The following is a 13,593-nucleotide window of genomic DNA, read 5'->3' on the forward strand; positions in this document are numbered from 1 at the left end:
CCATAAAAAATATGGATGAAGTTAACGGTGACAAGGAGGAGAGGATGAAAGTTCTGATTGCTGATGATGAACCTCTCGCAGTAGAGCGTTTGTCACGTTTAGTGACCCAAATGGGGCATGAAGTGATTGCGACGGCGCATCATGGGCAGGATGTGTTAAATCATATTGAAAACGACTCGCCCGATGTCGTTTTATTAGATATTCAAATGCCAGGGATGAATGGTTTGGAATGTGCTGAACAACTCAGCCGTTTAAATCCGCGTCCAGCAATTATTTTTTGCACGGCATATGATCAACATGCATTGGAAGCATTTAAATTTCAAGCACAAGGATATTTGCTTAAACCTGTTGCACAACAAGACTTACAGCAGGTTTTTAATAATTTAACTCAATTAACACAAGCACAAATGACTGGTTTACAACAACAAGACGATATGTACGATACCAAAGCCCAACGCCATCAAATTGCTGCGAAAACTTATCGCGGGGTCGAACTCATTCCACTGGAAAATGTTTATTATTTTCTTGCTGATCAAAAATACGTTACGGTTCGCCATAAAAATGGCAGCGTATTAATTGATGAGACGTTAAAAGACTTAGAGCTTGAATTTTCGGATCGTTTTATTCGGATTCATCGTAATGCACTCGTTTCTTTAGATTATTTGGAAGGACTGGAGTTGGTTGCTGCGGGACAATATCAAGTACGGTTGCGGGAACTTGATGAGCGCTTGTCGGTGAGTCGTCGCCACTTACCAAGTCTACGAGAGTGTATGCATCAGTTGTAATCAGGCAGTTTTCTGTAGGATAGCGCACACTTTGTGATTTTTTGCTTGCAATTTTAGATGAGCAAGTTAAGTTTGGAACAATTGCTTTGATCAATACTTAACTTAGATTTATGAAAACCCTAAAAATTGCAACTCGACAAAGCCCACTTGCTCTTTGGCAGGCCGAGCATATTCGTTCTCGTTTAAATGCGCTTTATCCAGATTTAACGGTTGAATTGGTTAAGTTTGTGACGCAGGGTGACAAGATTCTTGATACGCCCTTGGCTAAAATTGGCGGCAAGGGCTTATTTGTAAAAGAGCTAGAGGCTGCTTTACTCGATGGGCGTGCTGACTTGGCTGTACATTCGATGAAAGACGTGCCGATGCACTTGCCTGAGGGTTTGAGTTTAGCGGTGATCTGCGAGCGTGAAGATCCTTTAGATGCTTTTGTATCAAACCAATATCAGCATTTTGATGAGTTACCGCAAGGTGCCAAAGTTGGGACTTCAAGTTTGCGCCGTAAATGTCAGATTTTACAGCAACGTCCTGATTTGGAAATTATTGATCTGCGTGGGAATGTTGGCACACGTTTATCGAAACTAGATGATGGTCTGTATGATGCGATTATTTTAGCAAGTGCAGGTTTAAAGCGTCTAGGATTAGAAGATCGTATTCGTCACTGTTTAACACCAGTAGTAAGTTTACCTGCGGTGGGACAAGGTGCATTGGGTCTAGAATGCCGTACAAATGATGATGAATTATTAAAGCTTATCCAACCTTTACAACACGAAGAAACCTCGATTTGTGTGCGTGCTGAACGCGCATTCAATGCCTATTTAGAAGGCGGATGCCAAGTCCCAATCGCGGGTTATGCGACTTTGCAGAACAATCATTTGCAAATCGAAGGGCGTGTGGGCAGTGTTGATGGTAAAACGCTACTGAAAGAACAGTTGGATGGCACAGCGGAAAATGCTGAACAATTGGGTGTGCAGCTCGCACAACGATTATTAGAGCAAGGCGCCGGTGAACTGCTCAAAGCGCTTTATTAATGTTATTTATCAATACTCGCCCACAAGATAGAGCCTCTACATTAACAGAGGCTCTTGTTGATGCGGGGTATCAGGTTGAAACATTACCATTGCTTGAACTGACAGCTGTGCCATTTTCTATCGAGTTGCAGCAGCTCTATCAGCAGCTTGAACAAACTCAAGTGATTGTTGTGGTGAGTCCTACAGCCGTTGAGGTTGGAATGCGATATCTGCAACAAGCAAACATTGATTTGGTGCAGTTAACACATATTCGGTGGATTGCCGTGGGGCAAGCAACCGCACAGGCATTGGCAAAATTTAAAATAGAAAGCCTCGTTCCTAAGGTAGAAAGTTCTGAAGGCATGCTGGATTTACCAATTTTAAAGCAACAAGATCAGCTCAAACAGATTGCTTTTTGGCGTGGTTTAGGTGGGCGGCAATTCATGATGCAGCAATTACAGCAACAAGGGGTTTCTGTTCTCAATTTTGTGCTTTATCGCCGTCAGTGTCCTGAATTAAGTGTCCTAAAAATTCCTACAATTTTAAAAAATATTGAGTTTCATCAGCAGGTTGCTGTGTTGATTAGTAGTGAAGCCAGTTGGAACAATTGGCAACAATTAACCTCACAAAATCAAGTAGAAGCAGAGTGGATCTATTTGACACTTGGTGAGCGACTGACACAGTTATTAACACATTCACAAGCATTGTTAAATCAAGCAAGTAACATTATTCAGCTTGAAAAGTTATCTGCATCAGAGATTATTCACCGTATCCGTTGCTGGCAAGGAAAGGTATGAGAAAAATTGTTTATTTGATTCTATTGCTAAGTTTATTGTGGTTAGCAAAACTTAGTTATGATGTCGCGCAATATTCTCAAACAACACCTGAATTACAACAGCAACTTGCCCAAACTGAGCAACGTTATTCCTTACTCAATGATCAATTTGTAGCTTTACAGCGCCAAGTGCAGAGTGGACGCGCTGCAGAACCTGTTGAAAATAGTATTCCACCTCCGATGATGATGGTGGGTGTTGCACCTGTTATTTTAATTAAGCAACATTTAGAGTTGGTTCAGTTTGCTATTGATCAACAACAGTTTATTTATGCGTTAGAGCACCTCAACCAACTACAACAACAAATCGTTCAATACAATGTGGCTCCTGCTTTACAACAAAGTTTAATGAAAGCGATAGAGCAAGATCGTCTTGCCATTCAGCAGTATGTTTTAGCTCAAACTCAGCAACAGCAGCAGCTAGATAACTTATTGCAGCAACTGGATCAGCGTTTACAAGCCGAGATTGATAATCCAACCGTACAAAAGGTAAAAAGTGAAAATCGGGCTTGGTGGAAATGGTTTAGTTTTGAAAAAGTGCAACGTGCCGCACCAGATTTAATTAACCGTTCAATTATCTTAAAAGAAGCTCAGCTACGTTTATTGCTAGCATCTCAAGCTTTACATCACAATCAGATGTCTGAATATCGAAAATCAATTTTAGAGGTGATGCAGATATTGGCAAATCTGCCTGATCGAGATAGCCAGCAAATGAAAATGAAATTGGAAAAAATTTCAAATTTACCTACTGTACCTGCACCAAAACTTACAACACTTGGTTTGCTTGGATAATTAACGATGAAACATTTATTGCTGATCTATTTATTTGCAACATTGTTGATATTTGCAGCTTTTGCGGTACTGAGTTTTGGTTACGGAAATGGTTATGTTTATATCTATTGGCGAGATTGGCAATTTCAAAGTAGTGCTTTGGGGCTGATTGCACTCTTTATCGTGATTAGTTTGTTGGTGCAATTGGGATGGTTGTTTGGTAAACGTTACTTTGTAAGAGAGCAGCGCAAAAAAGAGACTGTTTTAAATTTCAAAGAACTTCACCCCTATGAGCAATTGGGTATTGTCTGGCTGTTAGATGCGGCTAAAGATCAACAAGTCTTTATTGAGCGCGTTTTTGCTCAGTCAGGCTTGCTGAGTAATATTATTGATGCACAGTTCGATTATAGAAATGGAGATTTTGATACTGCCTTACAAAGTCTCGATAAATCAGCATCGATGGCATTTGAATTGGCTGAATTGTTACGAATAGATATTTTTTTAGAACGGCTAGAAACTGAAAAAGCGCTGACGCATCTCGAATTTTTATCTCAGCACCAACTTTCGCCTTGGTTGACCGAGATTGAAAATGCATATCAACAGCGGATGACTGCATTATGGGGGAAATTAGCCTTACAAAAACCTTGGATATTTTTGCAGACAACACAGCATGGTTTATTAGATGCAGAGCATCGTGACTTGTGGTTGCAGCAACTCTTAATTCAGTTTGAACAGGCTTCAGTGGATGACTTAGCACTGCTACAACAGCGTTATTTGGCATTGCAATCAGAGATTCAGCTTCGTCCATACAGCAGTAAAGTATTATGGCTAAAACTGTTGGCACGTATGCCAGAAATGGGGCTTCAGCATGCTGATCTGGCTTTACATTTATTGCAAGAGCATTTTGACCCAGAAGTATTTTATCTTTGGTTTCAACAGCAGTTATTAAAGCAAATTCCAGATTATCCCTATGTTGAGCAGCGTATTCTTCAGCTTGAACAAAAATATACCAGTGTCCCGATGCTAACATTTGCGAAATGGCATGTTTATATGGCAACTGAGCGTAAATCTGAGGCAGAACAGCTATTGGCTTTATATCCAGATAATATTCTAATGAGTTATCTACGGATTAAATCAACTCTGGATGACAACCCTGATTTAATCAGACAGTTGAATTTAATCTTTGAAAATGATGTTAATTTTCTTAATTTTAAGATATGAGTGTAAATATGAAAGAGTTGTCTGTCTATCCTATTGTTCATGAGCAAACCATTGCTTGGGGTGATATGGATGCTTTTGGACATGTAAATAATGTACAGTATTATCGTTATATTGAGAGTGCCCGAATTGCTTATTTAATGGCTTTAAATATATTCGATCAAGATATATTGACGGTTGTTGCATCTAGTCAGTGTAAATACTTAAGTCCTGTATTTTATCCAGATGTGCTGCATATTGGTGCGAGAATTGAGGAATTAAGGAATAGTGCTTTTCGTATGCATTATGTCTTATGGAGCAAAGCACAAAACCAAGTAGTTGCTACAGGAGAAGCTGTACTTGTCTGTGTGACGAAGCATGATTCAAAGAAAGTCAATATTCCTGATTCAATCCGAAATAAGATTATTCAACTCGAATCTAATGCTGGGCATAATCTAGTATCTCATTAATAATTATAAAGACTATTATGTCTATTTTGGTGTTTTTATAGCGAAGATTTATACAGTTGTTATTGATGGTCAATAGAAATTATAGTAACTGTATAAATTATCCAATAGGTAAAATATTTCATAAAAATTAAGATTCAATTAATATTTATAATAACCAAGTGTTAAATTTTTTTATTATAGTTCTTAAGTTTGATTAAATATTTTGACTTAAATTTAGGGTTTTTCTTAGCTTTATTGTAAATATAGGCTGATTTATTGAGGTCTTGTGATTAAGTCGACTATTTTAATATTGATTATTTAATTGTATATAAATTAATATTGAATTGAATTTTTAATTCATTTTTTATTTTTGAGTGATATATCCCCTTTTTGAGTTGGAGTGGTTCTAATGAAACCAGATATTAGTGATTTGTCTGTTGAAGATCTAAAGCGTTTACAAGCAGAAGCAGAAGCTTTAATTGCGAGTAAAAAAGATCAGGCAATCGAAGATGCTTATAATCAAATTATCGCGATTGCTGAAAAAGTTGGCTTTAGCGTAGAAGAGTTATTGGAAGTAGGCGAGCAAAAGCGTAAAAAAACAACACGTAAAGCTGTAGAGCCACGTTATCGCAATAAAAATAATACTGAAGAAACTTGGACTGGTCGTGGTAAGCAACCACGCTGGTTAGTTGCAGAATTAGAAAAAGGTGCAAAACTTGAAGATTTCTTAATCTAATCAAGTTTGAAAGTCATCGTTTTGTCATACGATGATTTTATCCTTCATTAAAAGCCAGGCTTAAAAAGCTTGGTTTTTTTATATGAGAGAATTGGCGATGTTGAAAAAGTATGCATAATGTCATTTATAGAGCGAGTGTCTCAACACGGATGATATTTTGCATGTTGGTAAGGGTTGAATGAAAAAAAAGACCAAGCAATGGAGATGGTGGATTTTCGCCATTTTTGCATTTTTAATTTTTATTATTTTACAGATTCCAGCGACATGGTTAATTGCGAAATTTTCAAAAAATAATCAAATATTACATAATGTCAGCGGTAACATTTGGCAAGGGCAGGCAGATTGGCAACGTGGTCAATTGCGTGGTTCTGTTCATTGGAAAACACGCCCTTTAGATTTGCTGTTATTGCGCCTCGGTGCTCATCTTGATATTCATAGTGGCAATACTCAATTCAATGGGGTTTTTGGCTATGGTCTAGGCCAAAAAATCATGATTAAGGATTTACAAGGTGAAATTTCACCGGAAACCTTAAAATACTTCGCTAACTGGCAATGGCCAGAAAATGCGATTCAGTTAAAAGATGTGCAGTTGAATTATCAAAAAGAAAAAGGATTCAGTGCAACTGAAGGGCAGCTAAATTGGGGCGGTGGTGCATTGACTTATACATTCGGTCAGCGCCAAGATCGTATGAATATGCCTTCTTTAGTTGCTGAAATGAAAGATGAAAACGGACAATTACAAATAGATGTTCGTGATCAACGTAGCCAAAAAATGGCAAATCTCAGTTTAGATGCTGGCTTAATGTTGGACGTACAACTTACCCAGCGAATGCTTCTTAATATTCCATCCTATCAAGGTAAAGCGGGTTTAGACACTTATGTGGTCAGCTCACGCCAACCGTTATTGCAGGGTGGTTTCTAATGAAAGTTATCACTCAAAAAATGCAACAAATACGCTTGCAGAAATTAGATAAGTTAAGTGGTTTGGTTCTCGCATTATTAATTTTATGGTTATGTTGGAAACTCGCATCATTATTTTGGTGGGTGATCGCACCACCACAACCGATGCAGTTTGATCGAGTGCAATTAGGTTCGCAGCAAGCTCAAGTCCCAAATATTAGTTCTTTTGCTTTATTTAACGAACCTGCAACAACCTCCGCGGATGATAATGCCAATTTGGAGTTACAAGGTGTGTTACTTGGTTATCCAAGTTATTTGTCTTCGGCGGTAATTAAGTTAAATGATATTGCAGAGCGTTATCGTGTAGGCGAAACAGTTGGTTCGACGTCTTATCAGTTGGCTGAGGTCTACTGGGATCATGTGATCTTGAGACAAGGTAATGGCGCAACGCGTGAAGTGAAATTTAAAGGCTTAGATAAAGGATTGTATCAACCAATCGCGCCAGTATTAGGTGGTACGAATAATGCAGCACCACCTTCTTCTGCACCTCAGCAAGCTACGCAAAATACACCGCAATCTGCTTTAGGTCAGGCCATCCAACAAATGCAGGAAAACCGTGAACAATACTTAAAAAATATGGGTGTGAGCGGTGGTGGTGCAGATGGCTATGAAATATCAGATCGTACACCAATCAGTTTAAAAAACACTTTGGGTTTACGTTCAGGTGATCGTATTCTATCGATCAACGGTCAAACAGTAGGGCAAGGACTCAGTGATGTACAATTACTAGAGCAAGTGCGTCGTGAAGGACATGCCAAAATAGAAATAAAACGTGGTGATCAAGTGATGACCATACAACAAAGTTTTTAGTGATGGAACGTCACCACATAAGTTAGGAATAAGTGCAGGTTATGGCTTTATTGAATCATCAACGTCCACTTTGGGCATTACTTGCTGCAGCGCCTTTAGTTGCGACAATCAGTACCAATGTGCAAGCACAGACATGGAAGATTAATCTACGTGATGCGGATTTGACGGCATTTATTAATGAAGTGGCTGACATTACGGGTAAAAACTTTGCGGTTGATCCACGCGTACGCGGAAATGTCACGGTTATTTCAAACAAGCCTTTAAATAAAGATGAAGTTTATGATCTTTTTTTAGGGGTGTTAAATGTCAATGGTGTGGTGGCACTCCCTTCTGGAAATACGGTTAAGCTTGTTCCTGACAGCAATGCAAAAAATTCGGGGATTCCATACGATGCGCGCAGTCGAGCGGGTGGTGATCAAATTGTTACGCGTGTCATTTGGTTAGAGAATACCAATCCGAATGATTTGATCCCTGCGTTACGTCCATTGATGCCACAATTTGCACATTTGGCTGCTGTGGCTGGAACTAATGCATTAATTGTTTCAGATCGTGCAACCAATATCTATCAGCTTGAAAGTATTGTGCGTAATCTAGACGGCACTGGTCAAAATGATATTGAAGCGATTACTTTGCAATCGAGTCAGGCTGAGGAAATTATTGGCTTGTTGGAAACAATGAGTGCAACAGGTGCTTCAAAAGATTTTATTGGTTCTCGTGTACGTGTGATCGCGGATAACCGTACCAACCGTATTTTGATTAAAGGTGACCCAAACTCACGTAAACGTTTACGTCACATGATTGAAATGTTGGATGTTCCTTCAGCTGATCGTTTAGGTGGACTCAAGGTCTTCCGTTTAAAATATGCGAGTGCGAAAAATTTAGCTGAAATTTTACAAGGCCTAGTAACAGGACAGTCAGTTTCATCGTCATCATCAAATAGTGGCAATTCCTCTTCTAGTAACTCAATTAACAATCTGATTTCGAATAATCAAAACTCTAGTTCTTCAACAGGTTCATCATCTTCTATTTCAACACCGTCGATTAATCTAAATGGTGGTTCAAACAACAATCAAAATGGTGGTGTCACAAGCTTTAATGGTGGTGGAGTAAGTATTATTGCGGATAGCACTCAAAATGCTTTGGTAGTTAAGGCCGATCCTCAGTTAATGCGAGAAATAGAAGCGGCTATTCAACAGTTGGATATTCGTCGTCAACAAGTTTTGATTGAGGCTGCAATTATTGAAGTGGCTGGTGATGATGCGGATCAATTAGGGGTTCAATGGGCATTAGGTGATATTAGTAGTGGTGTAGGCCTTATTAATTTTACCAATGTCGGGTCAAGTTTATCTAAGTTAGCTGCGGGTTATCTAACTGGTGGTGCAGCCGGTTTAGGTTCAGCTGTTGGTGCAGGGTCATCCATTGCGTTAGGTGATTATAAAGAAGGCGCAGATGGTTCGCGTAAATTGTACGGTGCGCTCATCCAAGCGTTAAAAAGCAATACCAAGTCTAATCTGCTTTCTACACCATCGATTGTAACGATGGATAATGAAGAAGCGTACATTGTTGTTGGTCAAAACGTTCCTTTTGTTACAGGCTCTGTGACTACGAATAGTACTGGTGTTAACCCTTATACGACTGTTGAGCGTAAAGATGTGGGGGTAACGTTAAAAGTTGTTCCTCATATTGGTGAAGGTGGATCGGTTCGTTTAGAGGTAGAGCAAGAGGTTTCTGCGGTTCAAGAAAGTCGTGGACAAGCAACTGATTTGGTCACCAGTAAGCGAGCAATTAAAACAGCAGTTCTAGCAGATCATGGGCAGACCGTTGTGCTTGGTGGTTTGATTTCTGATAATACGGTCCAATCTCGACAAGGTGTCCCAGTTCTTAGTGATATTCCTTACTTAGGTCGATTGTTTAGAGCGGATAGCAAGACGAATGAGAAGCGCAATTTACTTGTTTTTATCCATCCTACCATCGTAGGCGATGCGGATGATGTTCGACGTATTTCTCAACAACGTTATAATCAACTTTATAGCTTGCAGTTGGCAATGGATAAAAATGGTAACTTTGCAAAATTACCAGAAAATGTGAATGATATTTATCGCCAACAACCTGCGGCAGCGAATAGTTCTCCTTATCAGAAAGTTCCAACAGCAACTCAGCAAAATCAATCTGGCGCTGTTTCAACGCCTGTAGCGGAAGATAGACCTGTTGTACAGCAAAAATCAGTTGCACTTCCTGTAAAGGAAACTGAACGCAGTAAAAATACGGTGACAACAACAACGATTCGCCCAGCATCTTCACAGTAGATGCACAGAAGACCTTATGCGACAATGTTACAATTGCAAGAAATTATATAAGGATATGCATCTATGACTTGGAAATTACAAGCCATTACAGGTGAATTTACGGGGCAAGAAATTAGTGTTGAACGTGATATGTTGGTTGGGCGCCATCAAGATGCTGATTTGCTGCTGCAATCGGCAGATATATCACGTCGACATGCTGCATTGTTGCTGAAAGATCAGCAGCTTTGGGTGCAAGATCTGAATTCTTCTAATGGAACATTTATCAATGATCTAAAAATTGAGCAAGAGACAGAATTGAATGATGGTGATATTGTTCAATTTGCAAGCTTTATGTTTTCTGTTCTTGCCCCAGTAAGTGTTGCAGATTTGCCTGAAATTGAAGCTGAGCCTGTATCATCTTCGGCACACGATCAAGGAATGCCTAGTATTGCAGAACGCGCTGCAGAAACTTCTATTGCTCGAGATGGTATGCCACAACAAGTAACAATACCAAAACCAGCGCCAATTCCAGAGGGTGTGGATGTCAAAGTCACTGCGCCTGAGCAACAACCAGTTGTGATTGAAGAGCCAGTTTCTCGTGTTGAACAAGAAAAAGAACAGCAAAAAAATGCTTCTGTAGGCTTAATTTCAATTATTGTGTTGGTGATTTTAGCTGTGATTGCATGGTTGTTCTTTAAATAATCGATCTAAGCTTTTACAATCAAAGGCATGCTATTTGAGCGTGCCTTTTGTTTTTGAGTGAAAATATGTCTGTTGCACAGTTACAACATCGCGATCTAATTTTATTTGATTTGGATGGAACTCTAGTTGATTCAGCTGCTGATTTATATCGATCAATGAATCTCAGCTTGGAACAACTAGGATGGCCTTTGGTGACTGAATTACAAGTTCGAGAGTGGGTTGGTAAAGGCGCAGCAAAATTATGCGAAACAGTGCTTGAGCATTTGTTTGGTCAAGTTGATGCACAAAAGCAGAAAAAATTACTCGATACTTTCTTGGATGTTTATGCACGTGAGCTATGTGTAAATACCACAATTTATGATGGTGTCTTAGCTTTCTTGGAGTACTGTCAAAGCCATAATATTTTAATGGCATGTGTGACTAACAAGCCTGAGCACTTGGCTGAGGGAATCTTAGAAAGCTTAAAGCTCTCTTCTTTTTTTGAAATGGTGGTTGGTGGTGATACTTTGCCAGAGCGCAAACCACATCCGTTGCCTTTATTACATTGTATGCAGCAGCAAAATGTTGATAAGGCAGGCACATTAATGGTGGGTGATTCCAGTAATGACGTGGAAGCGGCTAGACGTGCAGGTATTGATTGTATTGTGGTTAGCTATGGCTATAATCATGGTGAAAACATCTATGATTGTCAGCCACAACAAGTTGTTGATAGTTTATTTGAATTGGTTGAAGAAGATCAAATAAGGAGAAAGGCATGAGCTTGGTTATGGTTTTTCGATGGCGAAATTAAAGCAAGATCGAACGAAAACGCAAAGAAACTTAACCATAGAGAATATTCATGACTTCACAAACACAATTCGAACAGCTGAAATCGGCTGGCTTCAATACGATTCCTGTTTATCGCCAGCGTTTGGCGGATACAGAAACACCGCTTTCAGTATTTGCTCGTTTTAAAGAACAGAAACAAGCCTATTTATTTGAATCTGTAGAGGGTGGTGAAAACTGGGCGCGTTACTCCATGATTGGTTTGGGTGAATCGACCGTTTTTTCATGTAATGCTGGAATTTTAACGATTCAGCAGGCAGATGGCTCGGTAACAGAAGAGCACTGTGCTGACCCGTTTCAGTATATCCGTGAATTTCAAAGCCAGTTTAAAGTACCGACTCAAAAGGAAATTCCAGATTTACCGAGTTTTACTGGTGGTTTGGTAGGGTATTTGGGCTATGACGCTGTTCGTTATATTGAGCCAAAACTCAAAAATGTTCCAACTGCGGATCCTGTGACACTACCTGATTTATGGTTAATGTTGTCTCAAACAGTTATCGTATTTGATAATTTAAAAGATACCTTGTTTTTAATTCATCATGCGGATGCTAAACAGCCAAACGCGTATGATCAAGCTCAGACTAAATTAGATCAACTTGAGCAATTGCTTGCAACCCCAGTGAGTTTACAAGCTAAGCCACATACCAAGCCGAACTTTGAGTCAATCACGGGGCGCGAGAAGTTTCTTCAGACTGTTGAAAAGGTAAAAGAATACATTCGTGCTGGTGATGTTATGCAAGTTGTGCCAGGTCAACGAATGGTTTCAGACTTTGATGGAGAGGCCTTGCAGGTTTATCGTGCTTTGCGTCATTTAAATCCATCACCTTATTTATTCCTTGTACAAGGGCAGACCATTACTGATCAAAAGCCTTTTCATATTGTAGGTTCATCGCCTGAGATTTTATCTCGTTTAGAGAATGGTATTGCAACAGTTCGTCCATTGGCTGGAACACGACCTCGTGGTAAAACCAAAGAAGAAGATATTGCTTTAGAGCAAGATTTACTGGCAGACGAAAAAGAAATTGCTGAGCATCTCATGTTGATTGATCTTGGCCGTAATGATGTTGGGCGTGTTTCAAAGATTGGTAAGGTTCAAGTAACGGACCGAATGGTCATAGAGCGTTATTCGCATGTAATGCATATTGTGTCAAATGTGCAAGGTGAAGTTCGAGATGATGTTGATGCTTTAGATGTATTTAAAGCAACGTTCCCAGCAGGAACACTTTCAGGCGCGCCAAAAATTCGTGCCATGGAAATTATTGACGAAGTTGAGCCTGTAAAACGCGGTGTTTTTGGTGGTGCAGTTGGATATCTGGGCTGGCATGGTGAAATGGATATGTCGATTGCGATTCGAACCTGCGTTATTCGTGAAAATAAAGTCTATGTGCAAGCTGGTGCGGGACTGGTTGCTGACTCAAATCCTGAATCAGAGTGGAATGAGACCCAAATAAAAGCTCGTGCAGTGATCAAAGCGGTTGAATTATCGTCAAACGGGTTGATTTTATGAGTTTTTAAGGTTTTTTTTGAAAAAACCACTTGCATCGATTCAGAGTTTTGCTAAACTGCACACCGTTCCGATACGAAACGTACGAAACGCTAAGAAAGAGCCGGCATAGCTCAGTTGGTAGAGCAACTGACTTGTAATCAGTAGGTCCACAGTTCGAATCCGTGTGCCGGCACCATCTTAAAGTGTAGTGTATGAGTAGTAAAGGAAAGCGCTGAAATGAGTGCGACGTGGTGGGATTCCCGAGCGGCCAAAGGGGGCAGACTGTAACTCTGTTGCGAAAGCTTCGAAGGTTCGAATCCTTCTCCCACCACCATTAACTTCGAATGAAGTGGTTAATACCAATGTCGTGCGGGAGTAACTCAGTTGGTAGAGTGGCAGCCTTCCAAGCTGCATGTCGCGAGTTCGATCCTCGTCTCCCGCTCCATCGAAGGATAATCGCTCTTATAGCTCAGTGGTAGAGCACTCCCTTGGTAAGGGAGAGGTCTCGAGTTCAAATCTCGATAAGAGCTCCAGATATACAGCTTAGTAGAGTTTTCTACAAAATTTTAAAGAAGCAGGCTTTTATAGTCTGCTTTTCAAGTATTAGGTGTCTAGTTTTTTAGGCAAATGTCGATAAAGAAGGTTTTTCAGGGTTGTTTTTCTCTAAACTGGTGTCGACGTAAACGAGGAAAATCAAATGGCTAAGGCTAAGTTTGAACGTAATAAACCACACGTAAACGTGGGTACA

General features: G+C 39.8%; 13 protein-coding genes and 4 tRNA genes. All 17 read left to right on the forward strand.

Features of this window, described 5'->3' with window-relative positions; all coding sequences use genetic code 11:
• The first annotated feature begins 44 nt into the window (after window positions 1–44).
• The 17 genes from IO68_RS27495 (at window position 45) to IO68_RS27575 (ending at window position 13,378) form a co-directional block, all read left to right on the forward strand.
• A complete protein-coding gene (locus tag IO68_RS27495; protein ID WP_007480181.1) occupies window positions 45–785 on the forward strand; it encodes a LytR/AlgR family response regulator transcription factor in 741 nt (246 codons plus the stop codon).
• A 110-nt stretch (window positions 786–895) separates the two neighbouring features.
• Window positions 896–1,813 (forward strand): hydroxymethylbilane synthase, encoded by a 918-nt coding sequence (gene hemC / locus IO68_RS27500; RefSeq protein ID WP_023013651.1) that lies wholly within the window; start codon window positions 896–898, stop codon window positions 1,811–1,813.
• Entirely contained in the window at window positions 1,813–2,589 is a 777-nt protein-coding gene (locus IO68_RS27505) for a uroporphyrinogen-III synthase (RefSeq protein ID WP_023013652.1), read from the forward strand. The genes hemC and IO68_RS27505 overlap by 1 nt, the downstream gene beginning before the upstream one ends.
• On the forward strand, window positions 2,586–3,416 hold the full coding sequence (locus IO68_RS27510) for a hypothetical protein (protein WP_023013653.1): 831 nt from the start codon (window positions 2,586–2,588) through the stop codon (window positions 3,414–3,416). Before IO68_RS27505 ends, IO68_RS27510 begins: the two co-directional genes overlap by 4 nt.
• Window positions 3,417–3,422: 6 nt before the next feature.
• Window positions 3,423–4,616, forward strand: a complete 1,194-nt coding sequence (locus tag IO68_RS27515) for a hypothetical protein (protein WP_023013654.1) — start codon at window positions 3,423–3,425, stop codon at window positions 4,614–4,616.
• Between the two features lie 8 nt (window positions 4,617–4,624).
• On the forward strand, window positions 4,625–5,062 hold the full coding sequence (locus tag IO68_RS27520) for an acyl-CoA thioesterase (protein WP_023013655.1): 438 nt from the start codon (window positions 4,625–4,627) through the stop codon (window positions 5,060–5,062).
• A gap of 388 nt (window positions 5,063–5,450) precedes the next feature.
• Window positions 5,451–5,777, forward strand: coding sequence for an H-NS family nucleoid-associated regulatory protein (locus IO68_RS27525; protein WP_004876396.1), 327 nt, complete (start codon window positions 5,451–5,453; stop codon window positions 5,775–5,777).
• A gap of 178 nt (window positions 5,778–5,955) precedes the next feature.
• Window positions 5,956–6,699 (forward strand): type II secretion system protein N, encoded by a 744-nt coding sequence (gspN, locus tag IO68_RS27530; RefSeq protein WP_007480176.1) that lies wholly within the window; start codon window positions 5,956–5,958, stop codon window positions 6,697–6,699.
• On the forward strand, window positions 6,699–7,547 hold the full coding sequence (locus tag IO68_RS27535; RefSeq protein WP_007480175.1) for a type II secretion system protein N: 849 nt from the start codon (window positions 6,699–6,701) through the stop codon (window positions 7,545–7,547). The genes gspN and IO68_RS27535 overlap by 1 nt, the downstream gene beginning before the upstream one ends.
• A gap of 41 nt (window positions 7,548–7,588) precedes the next feature.
• Window positions 7,589–9,853 (forward strand): type II secretion system secretin GspD, encoded by a 2,265-nt coding sequence (gspD, locus tag IO68_RS27540; protein ID WP_023013656.1) that lies wholly within the window; start codon window positions 7,589–7,591, stop codon window positions 9,851–9,853.
• A gap of 63 nt (window positions 9,854–9,916) precedes the next feature.
• The gene (locus tag IO68_RS27545) at window positions 9,917–10,534 is read left to right on the forward strand and encodes an FHA domain-containing protein (protein ID WP_019385847.1); all 618 of its coding nucleotides are present in this window, start codon (window positions 9,917–9,919) and stop codon (window positions 10,532–10,534) included.
• Window positions 10,535–10,599: 65 nt separating this feature from the next.
• On the forward strand, window positions 10,600–11,292 hold the full coding sequence (locus tag IO68_RS27550) for a phosphoglycolate phosphatase (protein WP_023013657.1): 693 nt from the start codon (window positions 10,600–10,602) through the stop codon (window positions 11,290–11,292).
• 80 nt (window positions 11,293–11,372) lie between these two features.
• Entirely contained in the window at window positions 11,373–12,866 is a 1,494-nt protein-coding gene (gene trpE / locus IO68_RS27555) for an anthranilate synthase component I (RefSeq protein ID WP_023013658.1), read from the forward strand.
• Window positions 12,867–12,965: 99 nt separating this feature from the next.
• Window positions 12,966–13,041: transfer RNA gene (locus IO68_RS27560), tRNA-Thr, on the forward strand.
• Window positions 13,042–13,095: 54 nt separating this feature from the next.
• Window positions 13,096–13,179: transfer RNA gene (locus IO68_RS27565), tRNA-Tyr, on the forward strand.
• A gap of 35 nt (window positions 13,180–13,214) precedes the next feature.
• Window positions 13,215–13,290: transfer RNA gene (locus tag IO68_RS27570), tRNA-Gly, on the forward strand.
• A gap of 13 nt (window positions 13,291–13,303) precedes the next feature.
• Window positions 13,304–13,378, forward strand: a tRNA-Thr gene (locus IO68_RS27575).
• Window positions 13,379–13,593 lie beyond the last annotated feature (215 nt).

The organism is Acinetobacter sp. COS3 (assembly GCF_000475335.1).
GTDB lineage: Bacteria > Pseudomonadota > Gammaproteobacteria > Pseudomonadales > Moraxellaceae > Acinetobacter > Acinetobacter venetianus.

What these genes read in the sequence shown, in the direction of transcription:
- IO68_RS27495 (WP_007480181.1), top strand. Translation starts at nt 45, where the DNA reads ATGAAAGTTCTGATTGCTGATGATGAACCTCTCGCAGTAGAGCGTTTG.
- hemC (WP_023013651.1), top strand. Translation starts at nt 896, where the DNA reads ATGAAAACCCTAAAAATTGCAACTCGACAAAGCCCACTTGCTCTTTGG.
- IO68_RS27505 (WP_023013652.1), top strand. Translation starts at nt 1,813, where the DNA reads ATGTTATTTATCAATACTCGCCCACAAGATAGAGCCTCTACATTAACA.
- IO68_RS27510 (WP_023013653.1), top strand. Translation starts at nt 2,586, where the DNA reads ATGAGAAAAATTGTTTATTTGATTCTATTGCTAAGTTTATTGTGGTTA.
- IO68_RS27515 (WP_023013654.1), top strand. Translation starts at nt 3,423, where the DNA reads ATGAAACATTTATTGCTGATCTATTTATTTGCAACATTGTTGATATTT.
- IO68_RS27520 (WP_023013655.1), top strand. Translation starts at nt 4,625, where the DNA reads ATGAAAGAGTTGTCTGTCTATCCTATTGTTCATGAGCAAACCATTGCT.
- IO68_RS27525 (WP_004876396.1), top strand. Translation starts at nt 5,451, where the DNA reads ATGAAACCAGATATTAGTGATTTGTCTGTTGAAGATCTAAAGCGTTTA.
- gspN (WP_007480176.1), top strand. Translation starts at nt 5,956, where the DNA reads ATGAAAAAAAAGACCAAGCAATGGAGATGGTGGATTTTCGCCATTTTT.
- IO68_RS27535 (WP_007480175.1), top strand. Translation starts at nt 6,699, where the DNA reads ATGAAAGTTATCACTCAAAAAATGCAACAAATACGCTTGCAGAAATTA.
- gspD (WP_023013656.1), top strand. Translation starts at nt 7,589, where the DNA reads ATGGCTTTATTGAATCATCAACGTCCACTTTGGGCATTACTTGCTGCA.
- IO68_RS27545 (WP_019385847.1), top strand. Translation starts at nt 9,917, where the DNA reads ATGACTTGGAAATTACAAGCCATTACAGGTGAATTTACGGGGCAAGAA.
- IO68_RS27550 (WP_023013657.1), top strand. Translation starts at nt 10,600, where the DNA reads ATGTCTGTTGCACAGTTACAACATCGCGATCTAATTTTATTTGATTTG.
- trpE (WP_023013658.1), top strand. Translation starts at nt 11,373, where the DNA reads ATGACTTCACAAACACAATTCGAACAGCTGAAATCGGCTGGCTTCAAT.